The 19,013-nt window shown below is 75.2% G+C and carries 20 protein-coding genes and 1 tRNA gene; 11 read left to right on the top strand and 10 right to left on the bottom strand.

All coding sequences use genetic code 11. From position 1 onward, the window contains the following. Nucleotides 1-537 (top strand): zinc-binding dehydrogenase (locus BMW27_RS22720; protein ID WP_139206981.1); only part of this gene is annotated, 537 nt, incomplete at its 5' end. Beyond that, complete coding sequence (locus BMW27_RS22715) at nt 534-1,142, top strand: MBL fold metallo-hydrolase (protein ID WP_091448749.1); 609 nt, start codon at nt 534-536, stop codon at nt 1,140-1,142. The genes BMW27_RS22720 and BMW27_RS22715, both read left to right, overlap by 4 nt. Here BMW27_RS22715 and BMW27_RS22710 read toward each other — a convergent pair. Continuing rightward, entirely contained in the window at nt 1,126-1,785 is a 660-nt protein-coding gene (locus tag BMW27_RS22710) for a DUF5701 family protein (protein ID WP_091448747.1), read from the bottom strand. The two genes, BMW27_RS22715 and BMW27_RS22710, sit on opposite strands and share 17 nt — an antisense overlap. Before the next feature lie 178 nt (nt 1,786-1,963). Here BMW27_RS22710 and purF point away from each other — a divergent pair, with 178 nt between their 5' ends. Together purF and purM are read left to right on the top strand one after the other, a co-directional pair. Next, nucleotides 1,964-3,502 (top strand): amidophosphoribosyltransferase, encoded by a 1,539-nt coding sequence (purF, locus tag BMW27_RS22705; protein WP_091448746.1) that lies wholly within the window; start codon nt 1,964-1,966, stop codon nt 3,500-3,502. An 80-nt stretch (nt 3,503-3,582) separates the two neighbouring features. Further along, nucleotides 3,583-4,638, top strand: a complete 1,056-nt coding sequence (gene purM / locus BMW27_RS22700; protein WP_091448743.1) for a phosphoribosylformylglycinamidine cyclo-ligase — start codon at nt 3,583-3,585, stop codon at nt 4,636-4,638. Between the two features lie 106 nt (nt 4,639-4,744). Here the strand turns inward: purM and BMW27_RS22695 are convergent, their stop codons facing one another. Together BMW27_RS22695 and BMW27_RS22690 are read right to left on the bottom strand one after the other, a co-directional pair. Continuing rightward, nucleotides 4,745-4,966 carry a DUF3073 domain-containing protein gene (locus tag BMW27_RS22695; RefSeq protein ID WP_091448741.1) on the bottom strand — a complete coding sequence of 74 codons (222 nt, stop codon included), beginning with the start codon at nt 4,964-4,966 and terminating at the stop codon, nt 4,745-4,747. A 192-nt stretch (nt 4,967-5,158) separates the two neighbouring features. Beyond that, entirely contained in the window at nt 5,159-6,223 is a 1,065-nt protein-coding gene (locus BMW27_RS22690; RefSeq protein WP_091448739.1) for a Glu/Leu/Phe/Val family dehydrogenase, read from the bottom strand. A 412-nt stretch (nt 6,224-6,635) separates the two neighbouring features. On the opposite strand from BMW27_RS22690, the gene BMW27_RS22685 reads away from it, so the two are divergent. Beyond that, nucleotides 6,636-8,012 carry a M23 family metallopeptidase gene (locus BMW27_RS22685; RefSeq protein ID WP_091448737.1) on the top strand — a complete coding sequence of 459 codons (1,377 nt, stop codon included), beginning with the start codon at nt 6,636-6,638 and terminating at the stop codon, nt 8,010-8,012. A 132-nt stretch (nt 8,013-8,144) separates the two neighbouring features. On the opposite strand, the gene BMW27_RS22680 is transcribed toward BMW27_RS22685, so the two are convergent. Further along, nucleotides 8,145-8,525 (bottom strand): hypothetical protein, encoded by a 381-nt coding sequence (locus BMW27_RS22680; RefSeq protein ID WP_139206980.1) that lies wholly within the window; start codon nt 8,523-8,525, stop codon nt 8,145-8,147. A gap of 173 nt (nt 8,526-8,698) precedes the next feature. Beyond that, nucleotides 8,699-9,217, bottom strand: a complete 519-nt coding sequence (locus BMW27_RS22675) for a hypothetical protein (protein ID WP_091448732.1) — start codon at nt 9,215-9,217, stop codon at nt 8,699-8,701. 57 nt (nt 9,218-9,274) lie between these two features. On the opposite strand from BMW27_RS22675, the gene BMW27_RS22670 reads away from it, so the two are divergent. Together BMW27_RS22670 and mftG are read left to right on the top strand one after the other, a co-directional pair. Further along, the gene (locus BMW27_RS22670; protein ID WP_091448730.1) at nt 9,275-10,141 is read left to right on the top strand and encodes an MBL fold metallo-hydrolase; all 867 of its coding nucleotides are present in this window, start codon (nt 9,275-9,277) and stop codon (nt 10,139-10,141) included. Nucleotides 10,142-10,205: 64 nt separating this feature from the next. Further along, complete coding sequence (gene mftG / locus BMW27_RS22665) at nt 10,206-11,810, top strand: mycofactocin dehydrogenase MftG (RefSeq protein WP_091448728.1); 1,605 nt, start codon at nt 10,206-10,208, stop codon at nt 11,808-11,810. Between the two features lie 63 nt (nt 11,811-11,873). Here mftG and BMW27_RS22660 read toward each other — a convergent pair whose 3' ends face one another. Further along, nucleotides 11,874-13,913, bottom strand: coding sequence for a transglycosylase domain-containing protein (locus BMW27_RS22660; protein WP_091448726.1), 2,040 nt, complete (start codon nt 13,911-13,913; stop codon nt 11,874-11,876). A 160-nt stretch (nt 13,914-14,073) separates the two neighbouring features. Further along, the gene (locus BMW27_RS22655; protein WP_091448725.1) at nt 14,074-14,268 is read right to left on the bottom strand and encodes a hypothetical protein; all 195 of its coding nucleotides are present in this window, start codon (nt 14,266-14,268) and stop codon (nt 14,074-14,076) included. A gap of 187 nt (nt 14,269-14,455) precedes the next feature. Here BMW27_RS22655 and BMW27_RS22650 point away from each other — a divergent pair, with 187 nt between their 5' ends. The 4 genes from BMW27_RS22650 to BMW27_RS22635 all read left to right on the top strand — a co-directional run bounded on the left by BMW27_RS22650 (nt 14,456) and on the right by BMW27_RS22635 (nt 17,200). Then, nucleotides 14,456-15,154, top strand: coding sequence for a phosphodiesterase (locus BMW27_RS22650; protein WP_091448723.1), 699 nt, complete (start codon nt 14,456-14,458; stop codon nt 15,152-15,154). 9 nt (nt 15,155-15,163) lie between these two features. After that, nucleotides 15,164-15,586 (top strand): helix-turn-helix domain-containing protein, encoded by a 423-nt coding sequence (locus tag BMW27_RS22645; RefSeq protein WP_217638248.1) that lies wholly within the window; start codon nt 15,164-15,166, stop codon nt 15,584-15,586. Between the two features lie 49 nt (nt 15,587-15,635). Further along, nucleotides 15,636-16,064: a VOC family protein gene (locus BMW27_RS22640; RefSeq protein ID WP_091448719.1), complete on the top strand. Its 429-nt coding sequence runs from the start codon at nt 15,636-15,638 to the stop codon at nt 16,062-16,064. A 137-nt stretch (nt 16,065-16,201) separates the two neighbouring features. Next, nucleotides 16,202-17,200 (top strand): glycosyltransferase family 4 protein, encoded by a 999-nt coding sequence (locus BMW27_RS22635; protein ID WP_091448754.1) that lies wholly within the window; start codon nt 16,202-16,204, stop codon nt 17,198-17,200. 6 nt (nt 17,201-17,206) lie between these two features. Here the strand turns inward: BMW27_RS22635 and BMW27_RS22630 are convergent, their stop codons facing one another. From BMW27_RS22630 to BMW27_RS22620, 3 genes are all read right to left on the bottom strand, one after another. Then, nucleotides 17,207-17,689, bottom strand: a complete 483-nt coding sequence (locus BMW27_RS22630) for a GNAT family N-acetyltransferase (RefSeq protein ID WP_245743813.1) — start codon at nt 17,687-17,689, stop codon at nt 17,207-17,209. A gap of 47 nt (nt 17,690-17,736) precedes the next feature. After that, nucleotides 17,737-17,807 (bottom strand) — tRNA-Phe (locus BMW27_RS22625). 866 nt (nt 17,808-18,673) lie between these two features. Then, nucleotides 18,674-19,013 (bottom strand): YsnF/AvaK domain-containing protein (locus BMW27_RS22620; protein ID WP_139206979.1); only part of this gene is annotated, 340 nt, incomplete at its 5' end.

Here is a 19,013-nt window from a genome sequence, read left to right as displayed (position 1 = left end):
GTGTTCGGCTGCGGCGGTGTCGGGGACGCCGCGATCGCCGGCGCGAAGCTGGCCGGCGCGACCACGATCATCGCCGTGGACATCGACGACCGGAAGCTGGAGTGGGCGCGGACGTTCGGCGCCACCCACACCGTCAACAGCAAGGGCACCGACGCGGTCGAGGCGATCAAGGCCGCCACCGGCGGCTTCGGGGTGGACGTCGCGATCGACGCGGTCGGCCACCCGGCGGTGTTCGAGCAGGCCTTCTACGCCCGCGACCTGGCCGGCCGCGTCGTCCTGGTCGGCGTCCCGACCCCGGACATGACCATCACCCTGCCGCTGATCGAGGTCTTCGGCCGCGGCGGGGCGGTCAAGTCCTCCTGGTACGGCGACTGCCTGCCCAGCCGGGACTTCCCGATGCTGGTCGACCTCTACCGGCAGGGCCGCTTCCCGCTGGAGGACTTCGTCAGCGAGACGATCGGCATCGACGACGTCGAGTCGGCCTTCGAGAAGATGCACCACGGCGACGTCCTGCGCTCGGTGGTGGTCTTCACGTGACGGCCCGCATCGACAAGGCCGTCGTCTCCGGAGTCTTCAGCCTCGACGGGCAGGACTTCGACGTCGACAACAACGTCTGGCTGGTGGGCGACGACGACGAGGTGCTCGTCATCGACGCCCCGCACGACGCCGCCCCGATCCTCGACGCGGTCGGCGGCCGCCGGGTGACCGCGATCGTGCTGACCCACGGGCACAACGACCACATCACCGCCGCGGTGGCTCTGCGCGAGGCCACCGGGGCGCCGATCTGGTTCCACCCGGCCGACCGGATGCTGTGGGACGTCGTCCACCCCGGGGTCGAACCCGACGAGGCGCTGGGCGAGGGCACCCGGTTCTCCGTCGCCGGCACCACGCTGACCGCGCTGCACACCCCCGGCCACTCACCGGGCAGCACCTGCCTGCACGCGCCCGGCCTGGCCACCGTCTTCACCGGCGACACCCTGTTCCACGGCGGCCCCGGCGCCACCGGGCGCTCCTACAGCGACAAGCCGACGATCCTGAACTCGATCCGGTCGCGGCTGCTGACGCTGCACGGCGACACCATCGTGAGGACCGGTCACGGCGACGACACGACGGTCTCGGCGGAGATCAGTCACGTGAGGTGAGCGGTCCGGCGACCGGCACCCGTCGCCGGGCCGACGCGAAGCCCAGCCACGTGTGCCGGTTGCCGGCCCAGCACCAGCCGACCTTGGGTGCGTCCCGGCGCTCGCGGCCGTCGCGGCCGGTCCCGTTGCTGATCCACAGGGCCGGGGTGCGGGCGTCCAGGGCGCCGCTGGGCCGGCGCAGCCGCGACCCGATGGTCATGAAGCACCGGTTCCGCTCCAGGACCCCGGGGCACTGGAGCAGCCAGTGCACGCCCTCGGCGAGGGTGAGCGGCGTGCGCCCCGCAGCGGTGATCGCCGGCAGCGCCTCGTCGGGGCTCCAGTTCGCCATCTCGTCGCCGCGCTGCAGGTCCTCGACCAGGTAGGCCGGCCCGTCCGGGACGGGGACGTCGTCCCGCGGGCCGAAGTCGTCGACGTCGGTCATGTCCGGGACGACGAAGCCCGGCCGCCCGTGGTGCCGCAGCAGCGGCGCCAGCGCGGACACCGGCGCGAGCTCGGGTGAGACGACCAGCAGGGCGTCGCCGGCGCCCGCTGCCGCGTCGCGCAGCTCGGCGGGGGAGAGGCCGGCGACGTCGTGCACGCCGAGCGCCACCAGCCGCTCGGCCTGGGCGGTCGGGGTCGGGAGTGCGTCGAGGACGAGGGACACGGACGGACCTCCTGAGCGGCGCGGGCGACGGGCAGCCAACGCGCCGGTCCGGCCCGGGGTTCCGCCCGGCCACGACCCGTCCCGGGCGCGCTGCTGGACTGCGCGGACCGGCCGGGGGGGTGTCCGCACTCACCCCACCGACCCGGAGGAGCGGCGTCCTCGCCGGTACCCTCGAACGGTGCCTCGCGGTGACGGACGGCTGACGCACGACCTCGACCCCCAGTCCCCCGGACCCCAGGACGCCTGCGGCGTCTTCGGTGTCTGGGCACCGGGGGAGGAGGTCGCCAAGCTGACCTACTTCGGTCTCTACGCCCTGCAGCACCGCGGCCAGGAGGCGGCGGGCATCGCCGTCTCCGACGGCGCCTCGGTGGTCGTCTACAAGGACCTGGGGCTGGTCAGCCAGGTCTTCGACGAGGCCACCCTGGGCAGCCTGCGCGGCCACCTCGCCGTCGGGCACACCCGCTACTCCACGACCGGCGCCTCCACCTGGGAGAACGCCCAGCCGACCTTCCGGACGACGGAGGCCGGCACCGGGCTGGCGCTGTGTCACAACGGGAACCTGGTGAACACCGCCGAGCTGGCCAGCCGTGCCGCCGACGCCGGTGTGCCGGGCGCCTTCACCTCCACCACCGACTCCGACCTGGTGACGGCGCTGATCGCCGCCCGGCCGGACCTGTCGGTCGAGGCCGCCGCGATGGAGGTGCTGCCGCAGCTGCGCGGCGCCTTCAGCTTCACCTTCATGGACGAGCACACCCTCTACGCCGCCCGTGACCCGCAGGGTGTGCGGCCGCTGGTGCTGGGGCGGCTGGAGCGCGGCTGGGTGGTCGCCAGCGAGACAGCGGCCCTCGACATCGTCGGCGCCTCCGTCGTGCGCGAGGTCGAGCCCGGCGAGCTCATCGCCATCGACGAGGACGGGTTGCGCAGCCAGCACTTCGCCCCGGCCCAGCCCAAGGGCTGCGTGTTCGAGTACGTGTACCTGGCCCGGCCGGACACCACGATCAGCGGCCGCGGCGTGCACGCCGCCCGCGTGGAGATCGGCCGCCGGCTGGCCAAGGAGCACCCGGCCGACGCCGACCTGGTGATCTCCGTGCCGGAGTCGGGCACCCCGGCCGCCGTCGGCTACGCCGAGGCCTCCGGCATCCCCTACGGCATCGGCCTGGTGAAGAACTCCTACGTCGGGCGGACCTTCATCCAGCCCAGCCAGACCATCCGGCAGCTGGGCATCCGGCTCAAGCTCAACCCGCTGCGCGACGTCATCCGCGGCAAGCGGCTGGTCGTCGTCGACGACTCGATCGTGCGCGGCAACACGCAGCGCGCGCTGATCCGCATGCTGCGCGAGTCCGGCGCGCTCGAGGTGCACGTCCGGATCTCCTCGCCGCCGGTCAAGTGGCCGTGCTTCTACGGCATCGACTTCGCCAGCCGCGCCGAGCTGATCGCCAACGGTCTCGACATCGACGGCGTGCGGGCCTCGATCAACGCCGACTCGCTCGGCTACGTCTCCGAGCAGGGGCTGATCGCGGCGACCGAGCAGCCGGTCAACCGGCTGTGCACCGCCTGCTTCACCGGCGAGTACCCGATCCCGCTCGCGGAGAGCGAGCTGCTCGGCAAGCACCTGCTCGAGGGCATCGAGCGGCGCGCCGTCACCGGCTGGACCGGGCAGCAGGCCGGCAGCGCCGCCGTGCCCGGCGGTGCGGACGACGCCCTGACCCGCCCGTGAGCGATCGCGGGAGCGACGCCCGAGCGAGCACCGCAGGGAGCGCCGGCGACCGCGGAGCGGAACGAGGGCGGAGTCGAGCCGTGAGCACCGACTTCACCTACGCCGCCGCCGGCGTCGACATCGACGCCGGCGAACGGGCCGTCACCCTCATGCGGACGGCGGTCGAGCGCACCAACCGCCCGGAGGTCGTCGGCGGTCTCGGCGGCTTCGCCGGGCTCTTCGCCCTCGACACGGCGAAGTACCGGAAGCCGCTGCTGGCCTCCTCCACCGACGGCGTCGGCACCAAGATCGCCCTGGCCCGCCAGCTCGACCGGCACGACACCGTCGGCATCGACCTGGTCGCCATGGTCGTCGACGACCTGGTCGCCTGCGGGGCGGAGCCGCTGTTCCTGCAGGACTACGTCGCCTGCGGGCGCGTCGTCCCCGAGCGGATCGCCGCGATCGTCACCGGCATCGCGACCGGGTGCACGCAGGCCGGCGCCGCGCTGGTCGGCGGGGAGACCGCCGAGCACGGCGACCTCATGGCCCCCGACGACTACGACCTGGCCGCCACCGCCGTGGGCGTCGTGGAGGCCGACGCGGTCCTGGGGCCCGAGCGGGTCCGGGACGGCGACGTCGTCGTCGCGATGGCCTCGAGCGGCTTCCACTCCAACGGCTACTCGCTGGTCCGCCGGGTCGTCGCAGCCGCCGGGCTGGACCTGACCGCCACGCCCGCCGGGCTGGACCGCCCGCTGGGCGAGGTGCTGCTCGAGCCGACCCGCATCTACGCGCTGGACTGCCTGGCGCTGGTGCAGCGCTTCGGCGTCGAGGGGGTGCACGCCTACGCGCACATCACCGGCGGAGGGCTGGCCGGCAACATCGCCCGCGTCGTCCCCGACGGGCTGGAGGCCGTGCTGGACCGCGGCACCTGGGCGCTGCCGGCCGCGGTCGCGCTGCTCGAGGAGCACGGCGTGCCGCGCACGGAGTCCGAGCGGGCGTTCAACTGCGGCGTCGGCATGGTCGCCGCCGTCGCCCCGGACGTCGCCGGCGACGTGGTCACCGCTCTCGGCGAGCGCGGCGTCCCTGCCTGGGTCATCGGCACCGTGGGCGCCCGGACCGGCGCGGACGCGGCGCGACTGGTCGGCAGCCACCGCTGACCCGGTGGCGTCCGGGGTGCCGGGCGCCGGCGGGCACGACGACACCGCAGCCCCCGGAGGGAGCCGCGGTGTCGCGTCGTGTCAGCCCGCGCCGGTCAGGCGCTCGTCACCGACTGGTGGCCCAGTCGTCGTCCGAGTCGTCGTCCGCCCAGCGGTCGGCGTACTCGTCGTCCTCGTCGTCGTCCGTGCTCGCGCGGGACGGCGCGCTGTACGACGACGGTGAACCGGCCAGCTCGCGCTGCAGCGCGGAGAGGTCGGTGTTCGGTGAGCTGTACTTGAGCTCACGGGCCACGCGTGTCTGCTTGGCCTTCGCTCGGCCGCGCCCCATCGGCTCGACCCCCTCGTTACGGAGTACGGGAGCCCAGCTCCGGGCTGGACGGCCCGCGTGGCGACCCCGACTGAGTGTCTCTGTCTCGACCGAGCTTACGACACGGATCGGCGACCGGCACGGGTCTCCCCCCGCTGTCGCCCGACCGGGGTCCCGACCCCGGTCCGCGACCCGCCGTCCCGCACCCCGCGTTCAGCGCGGGAGCCGGATGGTGGCCAGCCGGCCGACCGACGCCATGCGCTCCTCGGCCAGCCGGTCGGCGGCCACGGCGGGGGAGACGCCGTCGGCGTCCGCGGCCCGGAAGACCCGCAGCGCGACGTCGAAGATGCCGGCTGCCCGGGCCTCGGCGCGGTCGAAGGAGAACCCGTGCCGCTCGTCCTCGACCTGGATCACCCCGCCGGCGTTGACCAGGTAGTCCGGTGCGTAGAGGACGCCCCGGCGCATGAGCTCGGCGGCGATCCCCTCGTGCGCGAGCTGGTTGTTGGCCCCGCCGCAGACGATCTCGGCCTCCAGCACCGCCACCGTCTCGTCGTCCAGCGCGCGGCCGAGCGCGCAGGGGGCGTAGACGTCGGTGGGGGTCCGGACCAGCGTCGCGGTGTCGGCGACGGAGTCGACGGCGGGGTGGCGGGCCAGCACCCGCTCCACCGCGCCCGCGTCGACGTCGGTGACCACCACGTCGGCGCCGTCCTCCACCAGCCGGTCGACCAGCCAGCTGCCGACCTTGCCGACCCCCGCGACGCCGACGGTGCGCCCGGCCAGCGACGGCTTGCCCCAGCGGTGCTGCGCGGCCGCGCGCATCCCCTGGAACACGCCGTACGCGGTGAGCACCGAGGAGTCCCCGCAGCCGCCGTACGCCAGCGACCGGCCGTGCGCGAAGCGGGTCTCCCGGGCGACGACGTCGAGGTCGGCGTTGTAGGTGCCCACGTCGCAGGCGGTCAGGTAGCGCCCGCCCAGGGACTCGACGAAGCGGCCGTAGGCGCGCAGCAGCGCCTCGGTCTTGTCGGTGTGCGGGTCGCCGATGATGACGGCCTTGCCACCGCCCAGGTCCAGGCCCGCCAGGCTGTTCTTGTAGGACATCGCGCGCGACAGCGCGAGCGCGTCGGCGACCGCGGCCTCCTCGCTCGCGTACGGGTGGAAGCGGGTCCCCCCGAGCGCCGGCCCCAGCGCCGTGGAGTGGATGGCGATGACCGCCCGCAGCCCGGAGGCCGGGTCGGAGCAGAAGACGACCTGTTCGTGACCGGAGCCGAGTACGTCCACGACAGCGAGCCTAGGACGACGCGGCTCGCACGACCGGGTGCCCGGGACGCCCGGTGCGGGACGCAGGCGGGCATGGTCCTGGGGCCGGACACCGGCGCGCCGCCCTCCCGGGAGGACACCGCACCACGGCTGCACCGGAGCGCGAGGTCGGCGTGGACGGGCTGACCCCGTTGACGGCCGGGGGCGCCGACCTCGACGAGTTCGCCGGCGAGCTGCAGAGACCTCAGCCCGAGAAAGGACGCGGCCAGCCCTCAAGGTCACCCCTGCGGGTGACGACAAGAGGAGGGACAGGAGTGGGGCGAGTGCCCCGTGCGCCCGGAGTGACAGCCGTGCCGCGTGGTGACTTCCGAGCCTGGCGTGACCCTGTCACGCTGCGTCAGCCCCTCCGCACCCCTCTTCCCCAGGGAGCGACATGCTGCAGAGCCGTCCTCGCCGGCGCACGACCGGGACCCCCGCGGTCCCGGTGCACCGCTCGCGGACGCGCCCCGGCGTGGTGCGCAGCCTGCTGGCCGGCGTCGTCGCCGGGACCGTGGTGCTGACCGGGGCGGCTCCCGCGAGCGCCGCTCCCGAGCCGCCGCCCAACCCCACCGACGAGCAGATCGGGCAGGCGCAGTCCGCCCAGGACGCCGCCGCCGCCGAGGTCGGCCGGATCGCCGCCCTCGTCGCGCAGGCCCAGTCTCAGCTCGAGGGCTACGCCGTCCAGGCCGAGGCCGCCGGCGCGGCCTACCTCGCCGCGGAGGAGGCCCTCCTCCAGGCGCAGGCCGAGGCCGAGCGGACGGCGCTGGAGCTGGCAGCCGCCACCGCGGCCGTGGAGGCGTCCCTCGGCCGCATCGCCGGCTTCTCCCGCGACAGCTACATGAGCGGCAACACCCTCTCCACCGCCGCGGCCCTGCTCGACGCCGACGGGCCGGCCGAGCTGATCGAGCGGGCCGCGATGCTCGAGTACGTCTCGGCCAACCAGCTCGACGTCCTCGGCCAGCTGGAGGTCGCCCAGGTCAAGCAGGCCAACGCCGACTCCGCGGCCCGCGCCGCCCGTGACCGGACCGCCGAGGCCGAGGCCGCCGCGTCCGCCGCCAAGGCCACCGCTGACCAGCAGCTGGCCGCCCAGCGCGCCGCCTACGACCGGGTCGCCGCGGAGAAGGCCGGCTACGACCGGCAGCTGCAGGCCGCCGAGATCGAGCTGCTGCGCCTGCAGGGCGCCCGCGACGCCTTCCAGGCCTGGCAGCAGCAGAAGGCCGCCGAGGAGGCCGCCGCCGCCGCAGCCGCCCGCCGGGCCGAGGAGGAGGCAGCTGCCGCGGCCGCCGCGGCCCGCGCCGCCGCCCGCAGCCAGGGCTCCGGGTCGAGCAGCAGCGGCTCCACCAGCGCCGGCAGCTCCGGCGGCTCGGGCCCCTACGTCAAGCCGACCTCGGGCCGCACCTCCAGCTGCTACGGCTGGCGCTGGGGCGCTCTGCACGGTGGCGTGGACATCGCCGCCCCGATCGGGACGCCGATCTACGCCGCCCACTCCGGTGTCGTCGCGCGGGCCGGGACCGCCACCGGCTTCGGCTACGCCGTCTACATCCGCGGGGACGACGGCGCGGTCACCGTCTACGGGCACGTCAACGAGTACTTCGTCCGCGCCGGCGAGCGGGTCGTCGCCGGCGAGCTGATCGCCGAGGTCGGCAACCGCGGCCAGTCCACCGGCCCGCACCTGCACTTCGAGGTGCACCCCGGCGGGGCGATGTACGGCGGCCAGGTCGACCCGGTGCCGTGGATGCGGGCCCGGGGCGCGTCCATCAGCGGCTGCTGATCGGAGGACCCCGTCCTCGGCACTCCTCGCGAGCTCGGGGCGGGACCCTGCAGGGGGCCTGCGGGCTCCCGGACGGCACGACGGCTCGGCACCCTCTCCGGGGTTGCCGGGCCGTCGTCGTCCGGCAGGTGCTCAGCGACGGGCGACCAGGGCCAGCAGGGCCGTGACGCCGGCGCAGGCGAGGGGCACACCGCCGACGAGCCACAGGTCCCCGGCGCCCGCCGGCCCCGCCGCCGCGACGAGGGCGGCGGCCAGCCCGCCCACCGCCACGGTGGCGCTGGCGACCAGCGACGACCGGCGCGGGTCCGCGACGTCCCGCCGGGTGAGAGCCGACGCGACGAGGCCCAGGACGGCGACGCCCAGCAGCAGCCCCCCGGCGGTGCGCTCGTGCGGCCAGTCCGAGACGGCGAACAGCAGGTAGCCCAGCACGCCGACCGCGGCGGCCGAGGCCAGCCAGCTCCACGGGAGCAGAGCGCGGGGCCAGCGTGCCGAGGTGGTCGTCGTGGCGGTCATGGTGACCTCGCTCTCGGTCGGGTGTCGCGGTCGTGCCGCCATGGTCCCGAGCCGGTGCCGGGCCGTCACCGGTCTCGTGCACCGGTCCGACCTCGTCCTCGAGGACGGCACCGGACCGGCCCGCGGGACGATCCGGTCGGCGGGGTCACGAGCGCGACGCGGGTCGCTGTACGTCAGCTCGTCGGGGACGCCGGGGTGAGGCCGCAGTTGGCCACCACGTACCCCGAGAGCGCGGACTGCGCCGGGCCCAGGTCCTGGCCGATCTCGGCCTCGGCCGTGGTGTAGGCCTCCTGGCCCTCGGGCGTGCCCAGGTCGAGGGTCGACGCCGTCTCCGCGAGCCGGCGCAGCCCGTCGAGGAGCGCGTTCCAGTCACCGGAGATGTCGGCCGGGGCCTCCACCTGCTCCAGCCGGGTGACCACCTCGGGCAGCCGGGCGGCCATCTCCTCGGGGCCGCTCGCGCTCAGCGTGGTCTCCAGGTCGGTGAACGCGGTGGAGATCTGGCCGCAGAACTCCTCGGCGGCGGGGTCGGGTGCCGCCGTCCCGCCGGACGGGGCGGACGACGAGGCCGCCGGGGCCGACGTGCTCGACGCGGCGGCCGGCTCGTCGTCCCCGGACCCACCGCAGGCGGTGAGCAGGACGACGGCGGCGGCGCCGGCGACGGCCGAGCGGAGCAGCGGAGCGGGGGAGCGCATGGGACCGACGGTAGTTGCCGCGCGCCGCCGGGCCCGGGCGCGGCTACCGTACCCGACGTGACAACCCCGGTCGACCCCCGCGCCACCTGGGACCTCCCGGCCGCGGGGGCGATGCCACGGACGGCGGACCTCGAGCCGCTCGTCACCCGGGTGCTGGCGCCCAACCCCTCGCCGATGACGCTGGACGGCACCAACACCTACCTGGTCGGCGCCCCCGGCAGCGGCCAGGCCGTGCTGGTCGACCCGGGACCGGACGACCCGGCGCACCTGGCCGCGGTCGAGGCGGCGCTGGCGGCGCGGGACGCCCGCTGCGTCGCCGTGCTGGTCACCCACCACCACGGCGACCACGCCGAGGCGGCAGCGCCGTGGGGCGCCCGGCTCGGTGCGCAGGTGGCGGCCGCCGACGCCCGCGTCGCCGGGCCGGAGGGGCGGGTGCTCGAGCCGGAGGAGCGGCTGGTGCTGGCCGGGACCACGCTCGGCGTCGTGCCCACGCCCGGGCACACCGCCGACCACCTGGCCTTCCGGCTGGAGTCCGGCGCGGTGCTCGTCGGTGACCACGTGCTGGGCCGCGGCACCTCGGTGGTGACCCACCCGGAGGGCGACGTGCTGGCCTACCTGGCGTCGCTGCGCCGGGTGCACGACCTGGGCCCCAGCGCGCTGTACTGCGGGCACGGCCCGGAGCTGACCGAGGACCCGGGCGCGGTGCTGGACTTCTACCTGGCCCACCGGGCGTTCCGCGAGCAGCAGCTGCTCGCGGCGATGGTGCGGGGCGCCGGGACCGTGGACCAGCTGGTGGCCGACGTCTACGCCGAGGTGCCGCGGGAGGTGTGGCCGGCGGCGGCCCAGTCGACGCGCGCGACGCTGGCCAAGCTGGCCGCGGAGGGCCACGTGGTGCTCGAGGGCGACCGGGTGGCCCTGCCGTGACGGTGCCGGTCGACCGGGCTGCGGCCGGCGAGCGGGACCGGCGGCGCGCGGCGGCGCTCGCGCCGTGACCCCGGAGGAGGACGTCGTCGTGGTGGGGGCCGGCACGTCCGGCGCCCCGCTGGCGGCGCGGTTGGCCGACGCCGGACGGCGGGTGCTGCTGCTGGAGGCCGGCGCGGACCACGTGCACTTCCCGGCCGACCTGCGCGACGCCGCCCGGATGGCCGCCGCCGTCCCCGGGCACCCGGCGAACTGGGACCTCACCGGGGTGCTCACCGAGGAGTTGACCTTCCCGGTGCCGCGGGGGCGGGTGGCCGGCGGGTCGAGCGCGCTCAACGGCGGCTACTTCGTCCGCGGCACCCGCGCGGACCTCGACGGCTGGGCCGCCGCCGGCAACGACCTGTGGTCCTACGACGCCGTCCTGCCGGCGTTCGTCCGGCTGGAGGCCGACCGCGAGTACGGCGACCGGCCCGGCCACGGCGCCGACGGGCCGGTGCCGGTGCGGCGCCCACGGCCCGGGCACCCGCTGGCCGACGCGCTCGGCGCCGCCGCCGCGGAGCTCGGTGCCCCCGACGAGCCGGACAAGAACGCCGGCGGGCCGCCCGGCTGGGGGCCGGTCCCGCTCAACGTGGCCGGTGGGGTGCGGGTGAACACGGCCATGGCCTACCTCTCCCCGCGCCGCGGCCACCCGGGGCTGACCGTGCGCGGCGGCGTGCACGTGCGCCGGGTGCTGGTCGAGGGCGGGCGCGCGGTGGGCGTCGAGACGGCGGACGGCGTCGTCCGCGCGCACGAGGTGGTGCTGTCCGCCGGTGCCGTCGGGTCACCGCAGCTGCTGCTGCTGTCGGGCATCGGCCCGGCCGACGACCTGCGCGCGCTGGGTCTGGACGTGGTGGCCGACGTCCCCGGCGTGGGCGCGGACTACACCGACCACCCCGACGTCTACGTCACCTGGCGGCCGGCCCGGCGGCTGCCGATGCCGCGCGACCTGCACCCGCTGCACGGGGTCCTCAACGCCACCGCCGACGGGTCGGCGGTGCCCGGTGACCTCGAGGTGCTGCCCTGGCTCAAGCCGTTCAGCCGGGTCGTGGCGCCCCGGACGTCGGCGGGCGCCGCCCGGGTGCTGCGCCGGCCACGGGCCACGCTCCGGGCGCTCCGGGGCGCCTCCCTGCACCGGCTGCTCGACACCGCCCGGCGCCGCGACGACCTGTTCCTCGGCGTCGCGCTGCAGCGGGAGGACAGCCGCGGCCGGCTCACCCTGACCGGTCCGGACCCGGGCGTGCAGCCGCGCCTGGAGTACCGGTACCTGTCCACCGACTCCGACCGGCGGCGGATGCGGGAGGGGGTGCGGCTGGCGGCCGAGCTGCTGCGGACGGCGGCGATGGCCCCGCTGGTCGCCGAGCGGACCGGGCTGCCCGACGACGTCCTGGCCTCCGACCGCGAGCTGGACCGCTGGGTCCGGCGCTCGCTGGCCACCGCCGTCCACCTGGCCGGGACGGCGCGGATGGGACCGGACTCGGATCCCGGCGCCGTGGTCGACCAGCACCTGCGCGTCCGCGGGGTCGAGGGGCTGCGGGTGGTCGACACCTCGGTGATGCCCACGGTGACCTCGCGCGGGCCCGCGGCGACCGCGGTGGCGATCGGCGAGCGCGCCGCGGAGCTGATGACCGGATGATCAAGGACCCCGTCCTCCCCACCCCTCGCGAGCTCGGGGCGGTGCCCTGGACGGGGCCGCACCTCATCCTCCTGGCAGGGGCGGGAGCGGGATGCCCGGCGGCGGGAAGGGGACCGGCGCCTCGGCCGACAGGACCGGCAGGAACGCGTCGTGCCAGATCTGGCCGCCGCGGCTGCCGCCGAACCCGCCGACGTCCACGTTCGCCGTCGGGTTGAACAGCATGACGCTGGCGGTGTAGCGCGGCGTGGAGCCGACGAACGACACCGACGCGCGGTCCTGCGCGGTGCCGGTCTTGGTGGCGATCTGGTGACCGGGGATGGCGGCCCGCCGGCCCGTGCCGTAGGGCAGCGACGAGCCGCCGACCATCATCTGGTTGACGGTCGTGGCGATCTGCGGCGACACCACCTCCGGCGTGCACCCGGCGCCGATGCCGAGGGGGCTGCCGTCCGCACGGGTCAGCGGCCGCCCGTCGCGGTCGAGCACCTCCACGACCGGGACCGGGGTGCACCGGGTGCCGTTGGCGGCGAGCGTGGAGTAGGCGCCGGCCAGGGCGAGCGGGCTGGTCGCCTCCGGGCCCAGCGTGAACGAGCCGCGGTTCTGCGCGATCACGGTGTCGGCCACCGGGTCGAGGGAGGTCAGGCCCAGCCGCTGCGCCACCCGCACCGGCCCCTCCACGCTGCCCAGGTCGTCCTCCAGGGCCACGAAGTAGGTGTTGGAGGAGCGGACCAGCGCCTCGTGCATGCTCAGCGTCGGCGGGAACGTGCCTTCGACGTTGCCGACCGTGTACGAGTCGAGCCCGTTGCGGTACACCCGCGAGGTGTAGGGGTCGCTCGTGGTGATGGTGTGCGTGGGCGGGAAGCCGCGCTCCAGGGCCGCGGTGGCGACGAAGACCTTGTAGGTGGAGCCGGAGCCCTTGCTGGCGACCACGTTGAGGTTCACCGACGACTGCGCGGGGTCGTCGGCGTCGAACCCGAAGACCCGGTTGGCGCTCATCGCGAGCACGTTGCCCGTGCCCGGCTCGACCGCGGTGAACATCGCGGCCACCGGGTCGCCCATCGGCTGGGTGGCCAGCACGGCGGCGTCGGCAGAGCGCTGCAGGTCGGCCCGCAGCGTGGTCCGGATCGTCAGCCCGCCGTCCTCGAGCTGTTCCTGGGTCATCCCGAGGGTGCCGGTGAGGTGCTGCTGCAGGAAGTCGCAGAAGAAGCCGCCGAGGACGCCGTCACCGGCGCAGCCGTTGGGCGGTGCCGGGGCGGGGCTCGTCTCCACCGGGCCGGCGGCGGCCTCGGTGCGTTCCTCCTCGCTGATGAACCCCAGTGCCCGCATCCGCTCGAGCACCACGTCGCGCCGCTCCCGGGCGCGCTCGGGGTCGGTCAGCGGGCTGTCCGACGTCGGCGTCTGCACCAGACCGGCCAGCATCGCCGCCTGCGGCAGGGTGAGGTCGGCGGCGTCGACGCCGAAGTAGGCCTGCGCCGCGGCCTGGATGCCGTAGGCGCCCTCGCCGAAGTACACGGTGTTCAGGTACCGGGTGAGGATCTCCTCCTTGGGGTGGGTCTCCTCCAGCGCCAGGGCCAGCCGCGCCTCGCGCAGCTTGCGGCCCACCGTCTGCTCCGTGGCCGCCTGCCGGTCCTCGGGGGTGACGGCGGTCTGCAGCAGCGTCTGCTTGACCAGCTGCTGGGTGATCGTCGAGCCGCCCTCCTCGACGCCCCCGGAGCTCACGTTGCGCGCCAGCGCCCGCAGCGTGCCCTGCACGTCGAGGCCGTTGTGCTCGTAGAAGCGCTCGTCCTCGATGGCGACCATCGCCTGTTCCACGACGTCGGCGATCCGGTCCGCACCCACGGGTGTCCGGTTGTTCCGGTAGAAGTACGTGATCACCGACCCGTCCGAGGCCAGGACGACGGTGTTCCCCGGCGGCGTGGCGTCGGTCAGCTCGACCGGCAGCGGGGAGAGCAGCGTGGCCGAGGCGCGGGCGGCCAGGCCGGGCCCGACGACCCAGGGCCCCAGCAGCGCGGCGAGCAGCGCCCCGGTCAGCGGGAGGGCCAGCAGGAGTCCGCCGACCGCGCGCAGCCTGGGGTCGGGGTGGCCTGACCTGTGCGACCGTGCCATGTCGTCCTCGCCACGCTCGACCTCGGCGTGCGGGGGAGCACCACGCCGTGCCGAGAGCATTGCGCACGGGGACGATCCGGAACACCCGGACGGACGCGGACAGCGGCGCGTCCCGGCGGCGCGCCGTGCGCAGCCGCCGGGACGGCGGTCCTGGGGTGCCTCAGCGGGCGGTCGGCAGCTCCGAGGTCGTGGGGTTCACCGGCGCGGACCAGGCGTCGGGGTGCCGGCGGCCGGTGTCGGCGACCCACCCGCTGCTGGGGCGGGTGGCCGGGCGGGCGCTGAGGCTCACGATGAGGGCGAGCAGGCCGACGAGTCCGAGGAGGACACCAGCGATCACCAGCAGCGTCGTGAGCATGTACTCAACGTAGGCAGAGGACCAGTCCGTGTCACGTGGCGGAACTCCACCGAGGTCCGGCGCGAACTCGGACAGGTTCTGCCGAGTCGATCGCTCCCGTCACACCCGTCACGGGCGGATCGCTCCAGGTGGACGTACTCCCGGCGCACGGGGTATGGGGCCAGCACCCGTCGACAGGAGGACCCCCGTGACCGACATCCCCCGGACGGCCGGCCGTGCCGTCGCCGTCCCGCTGGGGGCGCTGGCCCGCCGGCGCCGCGGCAAGCCGATGCACCCCCGCGGGGTGGTGCTCGACGCCGTGCTGGAGCGCACCGGGGGCCCGGCCGGGTGGGGCGTGCCCTGGCTGGCGGGCACCGGTGAGCAGCCGGCGCTGGTCCGGCTGTCCCGCGGAGCGGGCCTGCCCCGGCCGCTGCCGGACCTGCTGGGCCTCGCCGTCCGCCTGCCGGGGACGGCGGACGCGGGGGACCCCGTGGACCTGCTGCTGTCGACCACCGGGCGCGGCCGGCTCACCCGCTGGGTGCTGGCCCCCCGGTGGGACGCCGGTGCCACGTACTCCTCGCTCATGGGCTACCGGACGGTGGCGGGGCCGGTGTTCCTGGCGGCGCTGCCCGATCCCGGCGCCCCGCGGGTGACCGCGGAGCCCGGGCCGGTCGCCGCGGCGGCCCGGGCCGGTCGGCTGGCCTTCACCCTCGCCGCCGCACGCGGACCGGGCCCGTGGCAGCCGTTCGGGCGGCTGCGGCTGCTCGCCGCGGTGCCCGAGGTCGACCCCGACCTGCGCTTCGACGCCGTCCGCAACCCCCCGCCGGGCCTGGTCCCCGACGGACCGATGGCCCGCTTCCGGGCGCCGGCCTACGCGGCGGCCCGGCAGGGACGGCACGCCTCGTAGGGTCGGCCGGTGCCCACGGTGTCCCCCGACCTGGTGGTGCACCTGCGCCGGGCGCGCGACCACGTGGACCGGCACTTCGCCGAGGACCTCGACCTCGACCGGCTGGCCCGGGTGGCCGGGGTGTCGAAGTACCACTTCGTGCGCTCCTTCGAGGCCGCCTACGGCGAGACGCCGATCCGCTACCTCACCCGGCGGCGGATCGAGCGGGCCCAGGACCTGCTCCGCTCGGCGAACCTCACCGTGACCGAGGTCTGCATGGCCGTGGGGTACGCCAGCCTGGGCTCCTTCTCCACCCGCTTCCGCGCGCTGACCGGTGAGTCGCCGGTCGCCTACCGGGACCGCTGGGCAGCCCGGGGTGCGGCGCACGTGCCCGGCTGCTTCCTGTTCATGCGGGGCGTGGTGGACCTCGGGGGGACGACGGGGGCGCGCTGAGCAATCGCGGAGAAGCCCGCCCGCGGCGGACGTCCCTAGGGTCGGGGCCATGATCACCAACATCTCGCTGGTCACCGTCTACTGCCTCGACCAGGACCGGGCGAAGGAGTTCTACGTCGACGTCCTCGGCTTCGAGGCCCGCACCGACATCACCATGGGGGAGGGCTTCCGCTGGGTCACCCTGTCCCACCCCAGCCAGCCCGAGCTCGAGGTCACGCTCATGACCCCCGGCCCGCCGCTGGACGAGGACGCCGCCGCCTTCGTCCGCGGCCAGCTGGAGAAGGGCTCGATGGGTGGGCTCGGGCTGGCCGTCGACGACTGCCGGAAGACCTACGAGGAGCTGTCGGCCAAGGGGGTCACCTTCCTGCAGGAGCCGGCGGAGCGCCCCTACGGCGTCGAGGCCGTGATGCGCGACGTGTCCGGGAACTGGCTGGTGCTGGTCGAGCGCCGGGACTTCACGCCCGCCGACTTCGCCTGACCCCTCGTCGGGTGGTCCGCGCCACCGCTCGGAATGATCGGGGGACCGGTGGGTAGTGCCACCGGTACCAGTCAGTTCTGATCGGAGTTCCGCCCCTGCCGTCGCAGTGCGTGCGGCCGCAGGAGGAGCAGCACCACGTGAACGCCGCCGAGCAACCGGCAGCTGCCGGGATCCGGGTGGTGACGGTCCCGTACGGCGACCCCTACGTCGACGCCGTCCGGCCGCCGGACGTCGTGCGGGTCGGCCCGGCCCAGGGCCCCAGCCCCTGGCTGGACCCGGCCTACCTCGCCGCCAACGCCGGCGGCGTCGACGTGGTCCACCTGCACTCCGGCTACGGGCACCTGCCCGAGGACGAGGTGGTCAGCTGGGCGGAGACGCTCCGCCGGACCGGCGTCCCCCTGGTGCTGACCGTGCACCAGCTGCGGGACCCCCAGCAGGCCACCCGGCGCCGGCACGACGCCCACCTGGAGGCGCTGCTGGCGACCGCCGAGGTGGTGCTGACGCTAACCCCGGGGGCGGCCGACGAGATCGCCGAGCGGTTCGGCCGGACGGCGATCGTCGTGGCCCACCCCTCGCTCGTGGAGCCGGTGCCCGGGCTGGGCGCCGAACGCGGCCTGGTGGGCCTGCCCCTGCGGACGCCGTGTGCTGCCGTGCCCGACCCCGCGGGACTGGTCCGCGCCGCGCTGTCCGGCGCGGTCAACGGCGGCGGGCGGCTGCGGGTGTTCCTCGACGACGGCGTCGAGCCGCCCCCGGTCTTCGCCGCCGGGGACAGCCTGGAGTACCTGCCGCGCAAGGCCGACTCGTGGCCCGCGCAGCTGCAGGAGCTGCACGCCGTCGTCCTGCCCGAGTGCTGCGGCACCCACTCGCCGGACCTGGAGGTCTGCCGCGACCTGGGCACGCGGGTCGTGGCGCCGAGCTGCGGGTGGTTCGCCGACCAGTGGGCCGACGTCGTGACCTACGACAACGACGAGGAGCGGGGTCTGGACCCGGTGTCGCTGGACGGCGCCGTCGCCGCCGCGCTCACCCGGCCGGCGCCGCGGCCGGCGGACCGGGGGTGGCGAGCGGAGCAGCGGGCCGCCGTCCGGGCCGTGCACGCCCAGGTGTACGCCCAGGTGGTCGCCGACCGCGCCGGCTGAGGCCGCTCAGAGCTGCAGCTTGAACCCCACGTGCGAGGCGGTGAACCCGAGCCGCTCGTAGAAGCGGTGCGCCTCCGGGCGCCGGGTGTCGGTGGTGAGCTGGACGAGCCCGCAGCCGCGCCGGCGGGCCTCGTCGACGGCCCACCGGAACAGCGCCGCGCCGACCCCCTGCCCGCGCAGGTCGGCCCGCACCCGCACGGCCTCGACCTGCAGCCGCGTCGTCCCGCCGCGGGACAGGCCGGGGATCTCGGTGAGCTGAGCCGTGCCGACGACGTCCGGACCGTGCGTGGCGGCGAGCAGCAGCTGGGCGGGGTCGGCGTCGACGGCGGCGAAGGCCCGGCGGTACGGCGCCAGGTCGGGGCCCTCCCGGTCCCGGCCGAGCGGGTCGTCGGCCAGCAGCGCCACCAGCGCGGGGACGTCGTCCGCCGTCGCGCGGCGCAGGCCGACGGTGGTGCCGCCGGCGGTCAGCGTGGTGGGGAGCGGGTTCACCGCGGCAGTCTGCCCGGCCGGTGCGGCGGGACTGCAGGACGATGGTGTGGGCAGGGGCGGGGTCGAACCGCCGACCTCTCGCTTTTCAGGCGAGCGCTCGTCTACACGTCATTGACCTGCGGATACGCCGCCGAGGGCCACCCGACAGGCGCGAATTGAGCGGTCACTGCCGTCGTGAGCTAAGAAGTCTCGCATCCGACTGACTGCCAAAGGCGGGCCGTCACAGGTTGCACTGTCGCGCGCGCAAGGGGTGAGTGGCAGGTCGGCGTGCGTTGCAACTGCAGCTACGGACGACGGGACGGCAAGATTAAGGACATCCACGGAGATCGTCCTGTAGTGCCCTCTGAGGGCCTTTCGCGATGCGCCAGACATGGATGGATGGGGGCTTGAGCCGGGACGCACAACGCCTCGGAGACGTTCACATGGCCCACTGGACTCTCCAAATATGGGGCGGGGCAGCGTCCGCAGGTGATGTCTCGAAATGCCCGCTGCACACGACCTGCCGCCGTACACGGAGCAGGCCTTACCCTGAGCGCACAATAGCGTAGGCCAGCGTCCATAGGGGCACCCCGGGAAACTGCCCCTAGGTGTTCCGTGAAAAAGATCGTTTTTTCACCCTCCCACGCGTCGCACTTGATCTTGACGGGAGGAGGTGACCCCGTCGACTGGACACCTTGGTGTGCCCAGCCTTGCTAGCCGGCTATGGCTGACCCCCAGTAGTGTCGCCGACGCCTGCTACGCAGCAACGTCAACTCTTGCGCCGGCCGTCGACCTCATTTCACATCGGTCGGAGGGTCCGCGGACTTGAGTCGTGGCCTAATTGGACTGCACCGCATCTTGGAGCCGACATGGCGCCCACCGAGCGTCCGGCTCAGCTCATCGATCAGCACTAGCCGAGCCACCGACTCGGCCGGGATCGTGCCGCGGTCGCCAGGGGCTGCCGTGGCCAGCGCCAGGTCAATGCAGCAGACAGGGGAGCCCTAGCTAGCGCTGCGATCCGCCCTCATGGGCCCCGTCGACCTCGATCTGCTCCTTGCGGACGTCCTCCGACACCCGCTCCTGGTCGGTGACGGTCTCCTTGTCCAGGCGCACCCGCTCGACCGGCACGGCCTCCTTCTCCACCACCGGACGCTCGGCGTGCAGGGTGACCTCGTGCTCCTCCTCGGAGATCGCCGGCCCGTCCAGGGCGTTGCCGACGTTGGCGTCGGTGATCGGCTCGCGCTCGACCCGGACCTCCTCGCGGGAGACCGGCACCGTCTCGGTCACGTTCTCGGTGACCACGTACTTGCGCAGCCGGGCCCGGCCGACCTCCTCGGAGCGGGTG

The organism is Geodermatophilus poikilotrophus (genome assembly GCF_900111455.1).
In the GTDB taxonomy this organism is placed as follows: domain Bacteria; phylum Actinomycetota; class Actinomycetes; order Mycobacteriales; family Geodermatophilaceae; genus Geodermatophilus; species Geodermatophilus poikilotrophus.
Note: the sequence above shows the minus strand (reverse complement) of the source record. Positions and strands in the feature narration are given on the sequence as shown.